13 protein-coding genes and 2 pseudogenes are annotated in these 14,731 nt (G+C 53.0%); 8 read left to right on the plus strand and 7 right to left on the minus strand.

Translation table 11 applies throughout. The annotated features are described in order from the left end of the window. The first annotated feature begins 116 nt into the window (after positions 1 to 116). From K3T83_RS01715 to K3T83_RS01725, 3 genes are all read left to right on the plus strand, one after another. Positions 117 to 2,009, plus strand: a complete 1,893-nt coding sequence (locus tag K3T83_RS01715; protein WP_220201261.1) for a hypothetical protein — start codon at positions 117 to 119, stop codon at positions 2,007 to 2,009. Between the two features lie 714 nt (positions 2,010 to 2,723). Further along, a complete protein-coding gene (locus K3T83_RS01720; protein WP_220201262.1) occupies positions 2,724 to 3,056 on the plus strand; it encodes a hypothetical protein in 333 nt (110 codons plus the stop codon). 31 nt (positions 3,057 to 3,087) lie between these two features. Next, positions 3,088 to 3,489 carry a transposase gene (locus K3T83_RS01725; RefSeq protein ID WP_220201263.1) on the plus strand — a complete coding sequence of 134 codons (402 nt, stop codon included), beginning with the start codon at positions 3,088 to 3,090 and terminating at the stop codon, positions 3,487 to 3,489. 23 nt (positions 3,490 to 3,512) lie between these two features. On the opposite strand, the gene K3T83_RS01730 is transcribed toward K3T83_RS01725, so the two are convergent. The 3 genes from K3T83_RS01730 to K3T83_RS01740 all read right to left on the minus strand — a co-directional run bounded on the left by K3T83_RS01730 (position 3,513) and on the right by K3T83_RS01740 (position 8,087). Then, a complete protein-coding gene (locus K3T83_RS01730; protein ID WP_236064782.1) occupies positions 3,513 to 4,742 on the minus strand; it encodes an anaerobic sulfatase maturase in 1,230 nt (409 codons plus the stop codon). Positions 4,743 to 4,748: 6 nt separating this feature from the next. Further along, on the minus strand, positions 4,749 to 6,119 hold the full coding sequence (locus K3T83_RS01735) for an MFS transporter (RefSeq protein ID WP_220201264.1): 1,371 nt from the start codon (positions 6,117 to 6,119) through the stop codon (positions 4,749 to 4,751). A 129-nt stretch (positions 6,120 to 6,248) separates the two neighbouring features. Beyond that, positions 6,249 to 8,087: a sulfatase gene (locus K3T83_RS01740; protein WP_220201265.1), complete on the minus strand. Its 1,839-nt coding sequence runs from the start codon at positions 8,085 to 8,087 to the stop codon at positions 6,249 to 6,251. A 206-nt stretch (positions 8,088 to 8,293) separates the two neighbouring features. On the opposite strand from K3T83_RS01740, the gene K3T83_RS01745 reads away from it, so the two are divergent. Continuing rightward, a complete protein-coding gene (locus tag K3T83_RS01745) occupies positions 8,294 to 9,310 on the plus strand; it encodes a LacI family DNA-binding transcriptional regulator (protein WP_220201266.1) in 1,017 nt (338 codons plus the stop codon). Positions 9,311 to 9,401: 91 nt separating this feature from the next. Here K3T83_RS01745 and K3T83_RS01750 read toward each other — a convergent pair. Then, a pseudogene (locus K3T83_RS01750) lies at positions 9,402 to 9,554 on the minus strand (IS6 family transposase); the annotation flags it as partial. A gap of 261 nt (positions 9,555 to 9,815) precedes the next feature. On the opposite strand from K3T83_RS01750, the gene K3T83_RS01755 reads away from it, so the two are divergent. The 3 genes and pseudogenes from K3T83_RS01755 to K3T83_RS01770 all read left to right on the plus strand — a co-directional run bounded on the left by K3T83_RS01755 (position 9,816) and on the right by K3T83_RS01770 (position 12,661). After that, positions 9,816 to 10,892, plus strand: a complete 1,077-nt coding sequence (locus K3T83_RS01755; protein WP_220201267.1) for an alcohol dehydrogenase catalytic domain-containing protein — start codon at positions 9,816 to 9,818, stop codon at positions 10,890 to 10,892. Positions 10,893 to 11,038: 146 nt separating this feature from the next. Continuing rightward, positions 11,039 to 12,201 (plus strand): annotated as a pseudogene (locus tag K3T83_RS01765) (IS3 family transposase). A 154-nt stretch (positions 12,202 to 12,355) separates the two neighbouring features. Continuing rightward, positions 12,356 to 12,661, plus strand: a complete 306-nt coding sequence (locus tag K3T83_RS01770; protein WP_220201269.1) for a helix-turn-helix domain-containing protein — start codon at positions 12,356 to 12,358, stop codon at positions 12,659 to 12,661. Between the two features lie 70 nt (positions 12,662 to 12,731). Here K3T83_RS01770 and K3T83_RS01775 read toward each other — a convergent pair whose 3' ends face one another. The 3 genes from K3T83_RS01775 to K3T83_RS01785 all read right to left on the minus strand — a co-directional run bounded on the left by K3T83_RS01775 (position 12,732) and on the right by K3T83_RS01785 (position 14,501). Further along, the gene (locus tag K3T83_RS01775) at positions 12,732 to 12,947 is read right to left on the minus strand and encodes a PLDc N-terminal domain-containing protein (protein WP_220201270.1); all 216 of its coding nucleotides are present in this window, start codon (positions 12,945 to 12,947) and stop codon (positions 12,732 to 12,734) included. A gap of 425 nt (positions 12,948 to 13,372) precedes the next feature. Further along, the gene (locus K3T83_RS01780) at positions 13,373 to 13,759 is read right to left on the minus strand and encodes a VOC family protein (RefSeq protein ID WP_220201271.1); all 387 of its coding nucleotides are present in this window, start codon (positions 13,757 to 13,759) and stop codon (positions 13,373 to 13,375) included. Positions 13,760 to 14,138: 379 nt separating this feature from the next. Continuing rightward, a complete protein-coding gene (locus K3T83_RS01785; RefSeq protein WP_220201272.1) occupies positions 14,139 to 14,501 on the minus strand; it encodes a hypothetical protein in 363 nt (120 codons plus the stop codon). Positions 14,502 to 14,526: 25 nt separating this feature from the next. Here K3T83_RS01785 and K3T83_RS01790 point away from each other — a divergent pair, with 25 nt between their 5' ends. Continuing rightward, the gene (locus tag K3T83_RS01790) at positions 14,527 to 14,673 is read left to right on the plus strand and encodes a hypothetical protein (protein WP_220201273.1); all 147 of its coding nucleotides are present in this window, start codon (positions 14,527 to 14,529) and stop codon (positions 14,671 to 14,673) included. Positions 14,674 to 14,731 lie beyond the last annotated feature (58 nt).

Here is a 14,731-nt window from a genome sequence, read left to right on the forward strand (position 1 = left end):
CCTCTTCCTTGGGATTCGCAGGTCGGGGGTTCGAGTCCCTCCACTGGCTCCGGCTAGTGTAGCTCAGTTGGCAGAGCGGCGAGCTTACCGCCCGCCGTTTCCCAGAAAGGGGTGTGATGGAGTCTGCGATTCGTCTATTCAAGGCGCTGCCAGTCGAAAGCAAACAAGGGAAAAGAGACGAAGACGTGCTGAAACAGACGATCAGCAGAGGCTTCCTCTTCGCCCCTGAAGTCCTCTATCACTACCCCGATACACCCCAACTCGTCAAACTGGTAGACGATGCCTATGGTCGTTCCCCAGAGCAACTCAACCAGACTTTCCACAAGTCCTGGACCAAGGTTCGGGACGCCTCCATCGAACAATTGGTGATCGAGCAGATCCTTCATTACTTCACGACCTATGGCTTCGAGGCGCTCGGGATCTTCGACCAGGACACCGTCTATGTTCCTAGTGAACAACTGAACGTCCCTGAGCTTGAAGAGGGCATCCGGCTGGTCGTGATCCGTGGCTACACCAGGAGTGAACTGCAAGAGAAACTCTTGGGGGTGCTGAGTTCGGGTGTCGCTCTGCACGAAGAGACCGTTCGCGACGTGTTGGATATCGCTCGTTTCGTTGGCCTCTCCGATGAGGAGATTGACCGTGTACGCAATAAAGAAGTCATGGCGGCCCTCTATGACACCCTCGGCAGGGTGCCGGCCAACCCCATAGAGTTCCTGCGCTACGTGGTCTATCGGGCAACGAGCAAGACACTGCTGATCAAGAATCAGGCATCGATAGCTGCCATCAAAGAGCGTGACAACCTGGATCTCCTCGACGCCTTCGCCCGCTATGAACAGGAATTTGGCCTGGCACGGCTGGCCGAGATCTTCTACCGCTTTAAGCCGCTGTTTCTGGCGCTACGAACCAACAGCCAGCTGAAACAAACCATTAATAAGATCCGTCGTCTGGCCGAGCATCACCACCAACCCATGTCTGAAGACACACTCAATGTGGTGACAGCGCGACTCCGGCATAAGCAACGTCCATTGGACAACCGTTTCTTCCACGCACTGCAAACGGCTTCCCCGTTCCGCAAGATCAGGCTGGCATACGCATTGAAGTTCCGGACGACTGCTGCCGACTCGATTGTCTACCGGATACGCAATGGGAAGTCGTATGCAACCGCATTCGATTTCTCCAACCAAGCTGGCGCACAAGAGGCATACGAGGTCGTACTGGAGTCGCTCACTAGAGATATCGCGCAGCGGGTCGAAGGCAAGACCATCTTCATCCCGGCAGGGATCACCTATGGCTTGCCGGCCACCGAGAAGCAGTTTACGGGCAATTTGCCCTCGGGAACATCCGTCGCCTTGACACAGGATATGGTTGTTGGCATTCACTGGGAGAACGTCTCGGGGAATCGTATTGACCTCGATCTCTCCCTCATCTCGCCGGAAAGCGGCAAGATCGGTTGGGATGGCAGCTCTAGAAGCGAGCAGAAGGATATTCTGTTTTCAGGAGATATGACGGATGCACCATCACCACACGGAGCCTCCGAACTCTTCTACATCAGCCAACAGGCACGAGGCGTCTTCATCCTGACCGTGAACTACTTTAACTACCACCCAACCAGAGACGTTCCCTTCAAGATCCTCGTTGCTCACGAGAAGCCAGTACATCCTACCACCCACTACACGGTAGACTCCAACAACATTATAGCGCTCTCGCGCTCAACGATGAAGGCCAAACAGAAGACCCTGGGCATCCTCGTCGCCGATGCATCTGGTTGCACATTTTCCTTCGCCGAATCGGACCAGGGCAACTCCAGAAGCGCTCGCGGCGGTGGGTACACGGAGCAGGCGCGAAAGTACCTGCTACACTACTACACCCACTCCATTGCGCTCAATGATATCCTGGCCGCCGCTGGTGCAAAATTCGTCGATTCGGCAACTGAGGCCGACATCGACCTCTCGCCCGAGAGCATAGACAAGACGACCATCCTCAATCTCCTCCAAAAGAAGGCAGAATAGAAGCAGGTCTCCCTGCCTGAAACTCCTCCACCACTTCAGGAAAAGAGCCTCATCACCTCACGCCTCGCTGCTCCGTCTCACATACGATGGGACACCTCTTATTTTCCGATGTTGGAAAAATAAGAGGATTCCTTGCTGCGCCCATAATGTTGTTTATCTAGTAATCCGTCGTTTTTGCGCCAGGATACCAGTCGCTAAATGCCGAGAACCCTTCTTCACGAAAGAAGGAACTATCAAATTATACAACCGAGCGCAGGAACCCCCGGTGAATCAGCCAGGGGGTGTTGACTAAGCTTAGACAGTTTAACACCTATTTATCCTAGTTAACGAGATGGCCTCTGGGGCAGTTCACGTAGCTGCTACGCAAACACATTGCTCCCTGTGCAACCAGAGGCGTGGTGTATCTTTCTTTTGAGCCAAAGAACATATGTTGTCCCATTGAGAACTGATCCCGACAGTTCACCACACCGCATATGACTATACGAATAATAAACAAGGCAGACCTTGATCTCTTTTCTGCTCTTGTCACAGTGGTCACCTTGATGATGCTCTCTATGACTGAGCCTTCCACAAGAGGAGATCCTTCATCTCCTCTTCTCATCTTGTTCGGACTCCCACCGAAGTTTGGCGCATTTTCCATCAAACCAGTCCATGTACGCTCCGGACCGGTAGTGTCAGAACTGAGAACAGAGAAACTCACCAGGGCGCTATAAAATGATTACTCCTGCTCATCCCTTTTGCTATGAGGCGGTTCAGCGTTTAGTGAAACAAGGACTTTCGCATCGTGCCATTGCCCGCGAGCTTCATATGCATCGAGAATCGGTGATTCGCTATGCAAAAGCCGATTGCTTTCCCGAAAAACCTGAACGCCCAGTCTCGCCGGGTATCCTGGCTCCCTATGAAATCTACTTGCGCATACGTTTTCTTGAAGGAGAGCGCAATGTGCTTGGCCTCTTCCGAGAAATCGTGGCACGTGGGTACACATGCTCACGCATGACGGTAGAGCGGTTTGTGCTTCAGGCTTCGCGCAATGGAACAGCAAGGTAGAGAATTTGCTCAAGGAGCAACAACCAAAGTAATGACGCCACACCGCGTGGTTGGGTTCATGCTGCGCCAAAGGGAAGAACTGTCCGTCGAAGAAAAGGTGGCTCTCAATCAAGCCTGTCAACTCCATCCCTACATCAAACGTGTCTATGTCTTGTTTCAGCTCTTCATGCAAATGCTTCGAGACCGGCGGCGTGAAGAGCTGGATGAGTGGTTACAAACCGCTTTTCACGCAGGCATTCCTGAACTCCGTGCATTTGTCAACAAATTGCGCCAGGATCAAGAAGCGGTGCAGGCAGGTCTCGTTCTCAAATGGAACAATGGAGTCGTCGAGGGCCATGTCAATAGCCTGAAATTTTTGAAGTGCAGCATGTATGGACGTGCCAACTTTGACCTGCTTCGGTTGCGAGTATTGCATCATCGAAAGTGGGCATGAACCAGATTTTTGGGGGCACTCCACTACAAAGCTGTCATTACATCTGTCACAGGACGCCCTTGCCGTATCAACGCGCTCATCAGCTTCATCGGCGCGTCTACATGGCTAAAAAAGGCTTTGTAACCAGCACAGAGATAGTTGAGTCCTGGTTCTCCGTCAGGTGTCTGGATGAAGCGATCTTTAGGGCAGCCTCCATGACAGGCAAAAGCCACCGGACACTCCCGACAATAACGGGGCAGCGCCTCTCGCTTCGCGAGGCCGAAAGCGCGCTGCCTGACCGACCCGGCCAGTTCAGCAAGAGGGATGATCTGCATATTTCCCAGGAGGTAACCAGGCTCAACAAAGTGATCACAAGCATAGACATCGCCATTGTGTTCCATCGCCAATCCCTGTCCACATGTCTCGTCAAAGATACACAGCCCTGATGGTTCTCCTAGCCAGATCGCCAGCGCGATATCGAACATCTGTACAGAGACCTGTCCAACGTCGCGCCGAACCCACTCGTCGAAGACCGTGTTCAGAAAGTGTCCGTAGGCTTCCCCATCAACCGAACGTGGGCTAACCTGCGTTTCCTCCTGAGAGCCGGTCGCAGGCATACGCTCGACAATAGGGAGAAATTGAATATATCGCGCGCCCACTTCATCACGCAGAAAGCGGTAGACTGCTAGCGGATCATCCACATTGGCGGTGTGGACACAGGTCAAGACATTGACCTCGACCTGATGCTGTTTGAGCAGGGACAGCCCGGCCATGACCCGATCAAAGGTTGGCTGGCCACCCTTATCAACGCGGTAAGCGTCGTGCAACTTACGCGGCCCGTCGAGGCTAAGTCCGATGAGAAAATTATGTTCACGAAAGAAGGCGCACCAGGGATCATCCAGGCGCGTTCCATTCGTTTGAAGAGCGTTGAGAATACGCATGCCTGGCCGGCGGTATTTCTGCTGCAATGCCACAGCTTTGCGATAAAATTCCAGCCCCATCAAGGTTGGCTCTCCTCCCTGCCAGGCAAAAACCACCTCGGGCACCCATTGTGCAGCGATATACTGACGAATATACTCCTCTAGCAGTTCGTCGCTCATACGAAAACTTGCCCCAGGATAGAGTTTTTCCTTTTCCAGATAGAAGCAGTAGCTACAATCCAGATTGCAAAGGGAGCCACGTGGTTTGACCATCACTTGAAAGGCTGGCGGGATCATCAAAGATTTATGACCAGTTCCGCCTGCAACCAGCTCATGTTTGCTTAACGCTCTCATGGTTTGTTATGCTCCTTCTCTTGAGGCCTGCTCCTCTTGAGGAGCCTGGACCTTTTGTACATCAGGCCAGTAGGTTCGGTATAAGAAGAAAATAACTGCTGCATTGACGAGCATGACCACCACCAGGACGCCGAAAAAGACCGGCCTCAAGCCAAATTGCTGTCCTAGAAAGCCCGCGAACAGGTTATAGATGGCCCAGGTCGCCGATTCGACAATCGAGATCATCACCGCAAACGCAGCACCACGTAAGGCTGGTGGAACCACTGAATAGACAATGGGGCGATTGATGCTGGGGTTCACTCCCTGTAAAAAGAACAGCGCGGAGAAAAAAGCGATCAATAGTCCTATACTGCCTCCGTTGAGCAGGAGAAAACCGAAAGCCACGAGAGCAAAGAGTGTCTGGGCTAATTGGAGCAGCACCACACGCCCTCGTCGCTGGCTGACTTTGCCGAGTTGGTCAACGAGAAACCCTCCGACGAAGTTGCCCGCAACATATCCGAGAAAGCCTGTACCATAGATCAGTGTGGCCTGCGCGGTCGTGTAATGAAGAACAGTTATGAGATATACAACGCCGAACGACTGGAGGAGCAGATGTCCGCTGAGCATACGTGAAACCAGCATCAGGATATAGCTTGGAATCGTGAAAAGCTGCTTCACCTCGCTCCACTTTAAGGCAGAGACACCGGTATGGCGAGTCATCGCTCTCTCAATCGCTGACTCGCTCGCGCCTCGTCCAGGGTCGTAGACGCTGACCAGAATGAGCAGCCCGGCCAGTCCCATCATAGCGCCCACGATATAGTAGCCAACTTTCCACCCATGCGGAATATTTGCAAGCTGGCCCAGGAGCGGAGTAGTGAGCGAACCGGCCAGACCCAGCACGCCATACATGAAGCCTGTTGCGCGCCCTCGCTCTGTATCAACAAAGAGATCGCCCACCATTTCAGTAATAATGGGTTGTGCTGCCACTGTACCAATTGTGGCGATAATGAAGAGAATCAAGTACTGCGTAAAATTCTGTGAGAAGCCCATTGCAGCAGTCCAGAGGCCGAAAATAATACTTGTGCCCGCTATAATCGCTTTGCGGTTGTAGCGCCGGGCCAGAAGCGTCCAGAGCGGGCCAAAAATCGCTGCGATGATTTTGCCCAGGGCCGTCAGGATGCCGAGAGCGGCCAGGCCTAGCCCCAGGTCTTTACTGATCAACACAAATAAAGTGCTGACAATTCCCGATTCGTTGTTGTCCGCGAACAGCGCGAACGTCAGGATAGTATTACTGAGCCAGCGCCGTTTCACAGGTACGACAGAGATCTCCGATGCCAGCGCCGGGGTGAAAGCCACGCGATTGCTGTTATCAACGCCATCAATGATTCGATCTGACATAATTTCACTCCTTTGATGAAATGCCTGTTTAACGTACTTGTAAACGTGTTTCTTGTGCAGGCATGACGACTTTCCATCTCTAGCGCCACTGCCAGAGATGACGCGAAAATCATGGCTCTCGCCAGATGGTTATGCTTTCCCTGGTTCTTCCTCCCTGGTTTCGCTCTCTGAGAAAGGTTTCGCACTGGCATTCGTCCGGGCTGCCAGATCGGCGGCAAAGGCTGCTAATCGTTCGGGCGAGAAGATGCCAGGCACAAATCCGGCGGCTTGTTGCGGCGAGACGCTCTGCATTATTTTTTTGAAATCAGGATGCTCAATCAGCTCGGAGAAGTGCTGACGTAAGACGGCTTCTCCTGTTGGCAAGGCCATGATCTCCCGAAACGGCAATGTGAGATAGATTGCTCCTGGACCGGTGTAAGCTGCGGTAGCCCGTTGTTTGCATAGAGCTTGTTGAACCAGTTCATAGTGCCGGGCACACAGAAGATACTCATACGTTGCCTTGCCCTCAGCTGGTAATCCCAGGCGCTCGAATTGCTCACGCGGCGCATCATTCCAATGCATCCACTCAACGAGAAGACCGATCATACGTAACTCAACTTCATCGTTGATTATAGGATGTTCCTGCGTAGGATCAGTCGCGAGGTCAAAAAGCATGGTTCCAAAAGTATAGGCGCTGGTATAGGAGCGTCCGGGAATCTTCAAAGGACGGACGCCTTGAGTGAATGAGAAGGTTTCGCTCAAGCTGATTTCCTGGAGTTCGGAGACGGCAAAGCGACTGCGCATATGCGTGGGCATCAGGGTGTATTCAAATAATGGCATATTGTCGGGGCGTATCGGTGCTCGCATATACACATAGCGACCATCAGTGACGTTCACATGTCCACCGAATATTCCGAAAAGCCCTGCTGGACGGGCTGGAGTATCCAGCGCAACTCGCTCACGCAGGGGCATTCCCTGCATACTTTCAGGAATAGGAATCTGGAAAAATTCGAGCAAGGTTGGAGCGAAATCAATCCACTGAACCAGACTATCCCTCCGCGCCCCAGATGTGCCATCGCGTGGATCCCAGATGAAGAGAGGAATATGCGCTAGTTCACTATACCAGGGCTGCACGCTCTTGGCCCACCAGTCATGCTCACCCAGCAAAAAGCCGTGATCTGTACCGACGATGAGCAGAGTATCACCCCAGAACGCCAGTTCGTCCATCGCGTTGAGCACCTGACCCAGATAGTGGTCACACATACTGACCAGGGCCGCGTACTCGTAGCGTATGTGCTCGACTTCCTCGGCTGACTGGGTGACTGGTGCATAGTCGGGCCAGTCAAAATGTGGTCCGCTATAGTGATGAGGGTAGAGCGCCTTATAGTGCTGCTGGGTATAAAAGGGTTCATGAGGATCGAAGGTCTCAATTTGCAGAAACCAGTTATCCTGGCTCTGATTGGTGCGTAGAAATTCCAATGCGCGACTGAAGACCTGCGCCTGGGGCATATCCTCTTCGCGTTGCAGGTAGTGTCGATTCACCCAGTCCTGCCGCCACAATTCTCCCCGCATGTTTCGCGGACTCTCAGGCATCTCAGGATTGGCAACCTGACCTTTCCACGGATCGCCTTCCTGACCACGTACAATCTCCCAGGTACGATAGCGTGTATGGTAGGTCGCCCCTCCATCTTCCCAGTAGTGCGGGTGATCGCTCACCAGATGGGTGTAAACGCCGTGTTGCGTAAGGAGTTCTGGCATCGATTCGTCAAAAGGTTCCAGTGGCCCCCAACTGCGGTGGAGAAAATTATAGCGCCCGGTATGCAGTTCGCGTCGTGCTGGCATGCAGGGCATACTGCCGACGTAGGCGTTGTCGAACGTCACTGCGCGCTCTGCCAGACGACTGAAATTGGGAGCATGGACCCAATCGCACCCATAAGGCGGAAGCAGACGGCGGTTCAACGTGTCAAAACAGACAAAGATCGCTTTCATAACGTCCTCGTTTCTCACATCCTTTTCTTCTATTGACACGTGTCAATAGAAGAAAGTATACCCAGGCTGGGAAACGATTGTCAAGGGAATCATCATAGCGATTGGTGATCGAAATGATAATCAGCCTGGCGCGTAAGGAAGACCTATGCTATCATAGAAGAGAATAGACACAATTGATCAGTAAGAGTAAACGAGGAACATCCTTCATGACACCAGGTCATCGTCCCCCAACCAGCTGGGATGTAGCTCGTCGGGCAGGGGTATCACGCACCACCGTTTCCTATGTCCTCAATGGAACGTCGCTTCCCATCAGCCAGGAAACACGCGAGCGTGTGCTGACTGCTGCTCGTGAACTCAATTATCATCCCCAACCTTCGGCACGGGCTTTACGCAAAGGGCGCAGCGATGATATTTATTTTATTCTCGACCGTCCACTCACTCTTTTTCTCAGCGCTCTCACAAGTGTTCTGCAACAGTGTGCGCGAGAAAAAGGCTACACACTGGCTGTCTACTTCAATAACATCGGCCCGCAAGAAGCGCGGCAAGATTTTCTTGTGCGTCTTTTCTCTCAGCGTCCCTTTGGCATTGTGACAATGCCGGGGAGTTTGACCCAGGATGACATTGAGCTGGCAAAAAGCAAAGGTGCGGGTCCCTGTGTTTCTATAGAGCAGGCGGGATCGTTGTTCTGGACACCGGAAGAGGAGCCTGGATATTTGATTGCTCGGCATTTGATCGAACGCGGGCATCACCAGATCGGGGTGATCGTCCCACAAAATAGATATTTGAGTTATACAATTGAAGCGCGACTGGCAAGTATATATGCTGCCCTCGAAGAAGTGAAGCTGCCTGCTCCACAACCCTTCTCAATCGAAGAAATCACGCTGGAAGAGGCACGCCGGATCGCCCGACTCCTGGCCGGTGACTCCTCCCGGCCCACCGCCCTGTACGGTTTCAATGATGAGTATTGTTTCCATTTGCTGCGAGCCTTCCGCGAACAGAACCTGCGCGTGCCAGAAGATATCGCGCTGGTAGGTTCGGATGACACTCCTTTTTGTGAACTCACGACTCCAAGCCTGACCTCTATACGCCAGGATATTGCTGGAATTGGGAGATATCTTATTGATCTGGTTGAGCATCTGGCGGCTACTGATGAAAATAACGAGCGAGAGGGGCAGTTTGAGCCAATCCATCCACCTCTCCTGATCCCTCGTGAGTCCAGCTAAGGCAATCCGGTTCATTGACCCTCAAGAAAAGGGGGTATTGTAAAAAATCTGAGGAAAAGAAGTTGAGGGCAAGTAGCCCTCTCAAACGTTCTTAGGCGGCCGCTCCAAACAGCTTGGCAACCAGCTCGACTTGGCTTCTCACATCCCCTTTTTCCACTCCTTGCAGTTGCCCTTTCCGTAGCATGTTCATCACTTCGAATCCTTGGAGGGTTCGCCAAGCCGTCTCAAAGGAGAAAAAGCCCAGGAACTCCATCAAAGTTGATGGAGTTCCAAATTCCAGTTTGGCTCCTGACGCATAAAGTCCCGTTTCAGCGAACTTATCTGTCAAATTACAAGTTCCATTGGGATAGATTTGGAAAAGGAAGTCGAGGAGAAATGGTTATCAATGATTTGATAAGTCTTCCATAGGTATCCAGTCATCGCATATCATAGAAGCAACCGGGCGATGTGAAAATGACGCCTGGTAGGTAGAACAACTATGAGCCAGTAGAAAGGACTGACTGGAATGGCAGAAACGATGCAAGCAGTTGTGTGCTATGGACCCTACGACTATCGAGTAGAAGAGGTTGCCAGACCTGAGCCGGGACTGGGCGAGGTGCTAGTGAAGGTGGGGGCGGCGGGCATCTGCGCCAGCGACATGAAGTGTTATACGGGCGGAGCCATGTTCTGGGGAGAACATGGCTCCGGCGGCTATTGTGAAGCTCCGGTAATTGCAGGGCACGAGTTTGCGGGCCGCGTCGTTGCTCTGGGAGAAGGAGCCGCCGAGCGACATAATATAGCTTCCGGCGATCATATTGTGGCAGAGCAAATTATCCCCTGCACCGCCTGCCGCTTCTGCCAGCGCGGGCAGTACCATATGTGCGAGCCACATGTAATATTTGGTTTTAAAAGCAGGCGTGCCGAAGGCGGCATGGCGGACTATATGATCTACCCGGCCAAAGCGCGTATTCACAAAATCGACCCGCGCATCTCAGCACGAGAAGCGGCATATATCGAGCCGCTGGCATGCGCCATTCACGCGGTACAACGAGCCGAGATTCAGCCGGGCGACGTTGTAGTCGTAGCGGGCGTTGGCAATATTGGCCTCTGTATGCTCCAAGCCGCGAAACGCTACAATCCAGGGGCGCTCATCGCGATAGATACCAAAAATTATCGCCTGGAACTGGCTCGAAAATTGGGCGCAGATGTCGTGATCAATCCACAGGAGGAAGATGCCGTTGCCCATATCAAACGGCTAAGCGAAGGGTACGGCTGCGATGTGTATATCGAGGCGACGGGGAGCGCTACTGGTCCACAACAGGGATTAGCGATGGTGCGTCGTCTGGGTACGCTCGTCGCCTTTAGCGTCCTGAACGAGCGCGCAAGCGTCGATTGGAACCTGGTGGGTGATCAGAAGGAATTGACCATACGCGGCAGCCATCTTGCCCCTTACTGCTACCCGCTAGCAATCTCCAGCATTGCTGATGGCTCAATTGATGTCAAAAGTCTTATAAGCGCCGAGTTTCCGCTGACCGACTTTGCTCAGGCGATGGAGGCAGCGAGAAGTGGAGAGAACTTGAAAACACTGCTCATTCCACGATAGGTAGAGCAGCCAACCATTCCAATGGTTCTCGGCCCAGGCCTGGAGCACTGATCTCCCTATGCCTAGTACATTGAGGTTGGTCTTGACCCAGAAAAGTGTGGAAGGTAAACTAGAGAGAATGGACTTCCACAGAAAGGGAACAGACCATGCAAAAGAAACAAAGGACATTTACACGAGAGTTCAAGAGAGAAGCAGTCCAACTCGCAAAAACCAGTGGAAAGCCGATGATCCAAATTGCAAGGGATTTGGGCATTGCTGACAGCACGCTGCATCATTGGTGTAAGGAGTTTGACGAGCATGGGGTGCAAGCATTTCCTGGAAGTGGGCATCAAACACCTCAAGAAGAAGAAATGAGACAATTAAAGAGAGAAAACGAATTATTGCGCCAAGAACGTGATATCTTAAAAAAAGCGCTGGGCATCTTCTCGCGCGGCCAGCTCTGACCTTTCCTTTCATTGCAGAGCAGAGCCAACACTATGCCATCACGATGCTCTGTAAGACCCTTGAGGTGTCGGAGAGTGGCTACTATGCCTGGAAAAATCGAGAGCCTTCCCAGCATTGTCGAGAAGATGCCCGTCTTGCCGCCGAAATTCAACAACTGTTCCTGGAGCACAGAAAGCTTTATGGGAGTCCACGCATTCATATGCTGCTCAAAGAACGAGGGATCAGCACAGCTCGCAAGCGAGTTGCACGTTTGATGCGTGAGCTGGGCTTGTCAGCGCTGCCCAAACGGTCGCGCAAACCGACAACGAAAAGCGACCCTCATGCTCGTTTTGCTCCTAATCTCCTCCAACGAGAATTTCACGCGGATGCACCCAATACGAAGTGGGTCTCGGATACCAAAGCCGTCGAGACTGCTGAGGGGTGGCTGTATCTGGTCGTGATCCTGGACCTCTTCTCGCGCATGGTGGTCGGCTGGGCGATGGGGACATCGGAGGATTCGGAACTGACTGAGCTGGCTCTGCGTATGGCGGTAGCGCACAGGCATCCTGGATCTGATTTGCTTCATCATTCTGACCGAGGAACTGAATTTACTTCCGAGCGGTATCAGGCAGCTTTGCGTGAGGAAGGCATTGAAGTCAGCATGAGTCGCACTGCAAATTGCTGGGATAACGCTGCAATGGAATCGTTCTTCGCTACTCTCACGAAAGAGTGTACCAATCGAATACGCTTCCAGACAAGGCAGCAAGCTCGTACAGCCATTTTCGAGTATCTCGAATGTTTTTATAATCCCATTCGTTTGCATTCGACATTGCAGTATGTCAGTCCGCTTGCTTTCGAGCACACTTCCGAAAATAAGATGAGATAACCTCCCAGTTTATCATCTACATTTTTCTGGGTGAATTCCAGGTCGAAATAGATCCATGAGAGAATTAGGAGGAAAAAGCCAGGAAGAACGAACATGCCAAAACGGGCAAGCCAGGTCAAGCTCAGTGAGAGAGAGCAACAAAGAATGGGTGCAGATGAGCAGGCGTCATCGGAGTGAGCAGCAACAGGCATTGAGAGCGCGCATCGTATTAGCTGCTGCACAGGATTATACAAATGCACAGATTGCGCGGCAGCTCGCGACTCATGTGGATACGGCGCGGTTGTGGCGTGATCGTTGGGTCAGCCTACAAGGGATGGATGAGGACACGCTCAGTGTTGCTGAGCGCTTACGCGATGCGCCCCGACCGGGAACCCCACCACGCATTACGGCTGAGCAATGCTGTCAGATCGCTGCCCTCAGAGCCCTCGCTCTTTTCTTCTGGAAAAGCTTGTTCGGCTGAAGCAACTCATCCCGGCTCCTTACCTCAGAAGCCTTTCCTCCATCCTCTGGTTGCGCGTCAAGGCAGGTGGCTAGATGGACGCGTTGCGTATCTTGTGCTCAGAGCGTCCCAAGCAGTAATAGAGAATTGCGCCAAAGGGGAGGAGCAGGAACACCAAGCCCCATATGACCTGGCTTCTGCTATCTAATGCTTTATTGAAGAGATAATCGATGAACATCCAGAGCCAGAACGCCAGGAGGAAAAACGACAACAATTGCAAGATAAAAAAGGCATAATAGAAAAACATGATTTTCCCCTTCTCAATCTGTTTTTGTCGAGATATGAGTTTGCTAGTTCACCAGTGATGGCATCGCTTTTTGAGCATTGGTTGATCTTCTCATTCTATCAGATTCTGCTTGTTTGTACCACTATCCCTTTGAAAACCCGGCCGCGCAATTGAAGAAGGCCCAAGCATCTGAGCTGATTGGCCCGCACAGGGAATGTCGTCCCTTCCAGGCTTCCTCCACCAGGTATCTTTTCTCCGCGATACTCCTTGAGCTTGTCTCACTTTCCATGTGTTGCCCTCAAAAAGACTCAATTTCTGTGAATCATGGAGTGATTTCTCCCTCAGTGTACTAGCTTCCTCTGTATGCAGAGGAAGCTGGAGACAGAAAAAACTTGAGGTGCTGTCAACCAGCGAACACAGGACAGGAAGCGCTGTGTCCCTGCCCGTTAGGTGGCCGAACCATAGGGACGAGTGAGGATTTCCAGGCCGTGCCCAGTTGGGTCGCGGAAGTAGACGCCCGGTCCGCCGTGATTGGTATTGATGCGACCGGGCAGGGTCGCCTGGGGATCAGCCCAGTGTTCGATCCCATCTTGGAGGATACGCGCATAGATCTCGTCGAAACTCCGGTCATCGACGAGGAAGGCGTAATGCTGCATCTGGATGTCGTTGATACCTGGTTCAGCGAACTGGAGGAAGACGCCCTCGTCCAGCCTGACCGAGACGAATGGTCCCCAGGCGGTTGATTCGGGAAGGCCAAAGAGGCGCGTGAAGAAGGTTGCCGAGACGTGCCGATCTCGGGCGGCAACGATCGTGTGGTTGAATCTGATAGACATGTCTGTCCTCTCACCGTATGGCGCCTCCATGTCTGACGCTGTCCGCCACCGACACGCGACGCTCTTTCTATGATATCATCCTCACTCAGGCAAGAGCAAATGAGGGGCGAAAAGGGCAAAGGGGCGCCACGCGGAGCTGCCAGCCGGTCCGAACCGCATGATGGCTCCTGAGAGGCGAGCGTTAGGCGCTCTGGAGGCCAAGAAAAGCGACAAAGGGATCGGGAACGCGCGATCTGCGTGATCGTCACCTGACACGCCGATGGAGCACGCCGATTGCGAGCCAGGCGCTCTTGAAACGTGAGGCGATAGTGCGCACGTTGCACGCGGGAGATGACCTCAGGCAACGAAGCAGGTGGAGGAGCAAGAGACGGATGAAGCTCTACCTCCAGGCGCTGGGAACGCACCAGTTGGATGCAGATAGAGTGCCACCACGTCGGCAGTCGTGAAAGCGGTTGGCTGCAGGTTGGTCAAGAAGAGTTCGTAGACCAACTCCATCGCGCGTCACGCCAATCCGGCTTTTCGTTGCCCCTACTGGATGGGTAGCAATCACCACGCGGTAGCGCGGTTCGCCACTCTTGTCCAGGGGCTGATCGGGGCAATCGTAGAGGGTGCGCACGATCCCGCTTTCGGTTGATCGGGGGGCAGCGAAAGCCTCGCCTGGATCGCGGCTTGATCCAGGATGCGATAGTCTTTGCCGCGCGTGACGTAGCCACGAGATCGGGGAGAACCGCTTTGGTGCCATATTGGCCATCTAGGCGCACAATCGCGTGAGACGTGGGCAGATGGTAGGCACGCAGGTAGCTTCCGATCGCGGTCAGCGCCCAGCGCAGCTCAACACGGTACTGCCCGTTGCCCGCATTGCCAAAGGTGGCCAGCCACTGGTGGGTATGAGCCAGCGACTGGCACTCGCTTAATGAGATAAGGCTCTCTGCTATGTGTGTCAAAACCGTTCCTTTGCTGAAACTTCCCCCT

The organism is Reticulibacter mediterranei (assembly GCF_016587455.1).

Excerpts from the sequence above, each read along its gene's own strand:
- K3T83_RS01735 (WP_220201264.1), bottom strand. The coding sequence starts at position 6,119 with ATGTCAGATCGAATCATTGATGGCGTTGATAACAGCAATCGCGTGGCT.
- K3T83_RS01780 (WP_220201271.1), bottom strand. The coding sequence starts at position 13,759 with ATGTCTATCAGATTCAACCACACGATCGTTGCCGCCCGAGATCGGCAC.
- K3T83_RS01770 (WP_220201269.1), top strand. The coding sequence starts at position 12,356 with ATGAGCAGGCGTCATCGGAGTGAGCAGCAACAGGCATTGAGAGCGCGC.
- K3T83_RS01730 (WP_236064782.1), bottom strand. The coding sequence starts at position 4,742 with ATGAGAGCGTTAAGCAAACATGAGCTGGTTGCAGGCGGAACTGGTCAT.
- K3T83_RS01785 (WP_220201272.1), bottom strand. The coding sequence starts at position 14,501 with ATGGCACCAAAGCGGTTCTCCCCGATCTCGTGGCTACGTCACGCGCGG.
- K3T83_RS01725 (WP_220201263.1), top strand. The coding sequence starts at position 3,088 with ATGACGCCACACCGCGTGGTTGGGTTCATGCTGCGCCAAAGGGAAGAA.
- K3T83_RS01720 (WP_220201262.1), top strand. The coding sequence starts at position 2,724 with ATGATTACTCCTGCTCATCCCTTTTGCTATGAGGCGGTTCAGCGTTTA.
- K3T83_RS01740 (WP_220201265.1), bottom strand. The coding sequence starts at position 8,087 with ATGAAAGCGATCTTTGTCTGTTTTGACACGTTGAACCGCCGTCTGCTT.
- K3T83_RS01745 (WP_220201266.1), top strand. The coding sequence starts at position 8,294 with ATGACACCAGGTCATCGTCCCCCAACCAGCTGGGATGTAGCTCGTCGG.
- K3T83_RS01715 (WP_220201261.1), top strand. The coding sequence starts at position 117 with ATGGAGTCTGCGATTCGTCTATTCAAGGCGCTGCCAGTCGAAAGCAAA.
- K3T83_RS01775 (WP_220201270.1), bottom strand. The coding sequence starts at position 12,947 with ATGTTTTTCTATTATGCCTTTTTTATCTTGCAATTGTTGTCGTTTTTC.
- K3T83_RS01755 (WP_220201267.1), top strand. The coding sequence starts at position 9,816 with ATGGCAGAAACGATGCAAGCAGTTGTGTGCTATGGACCCTACGACTAT.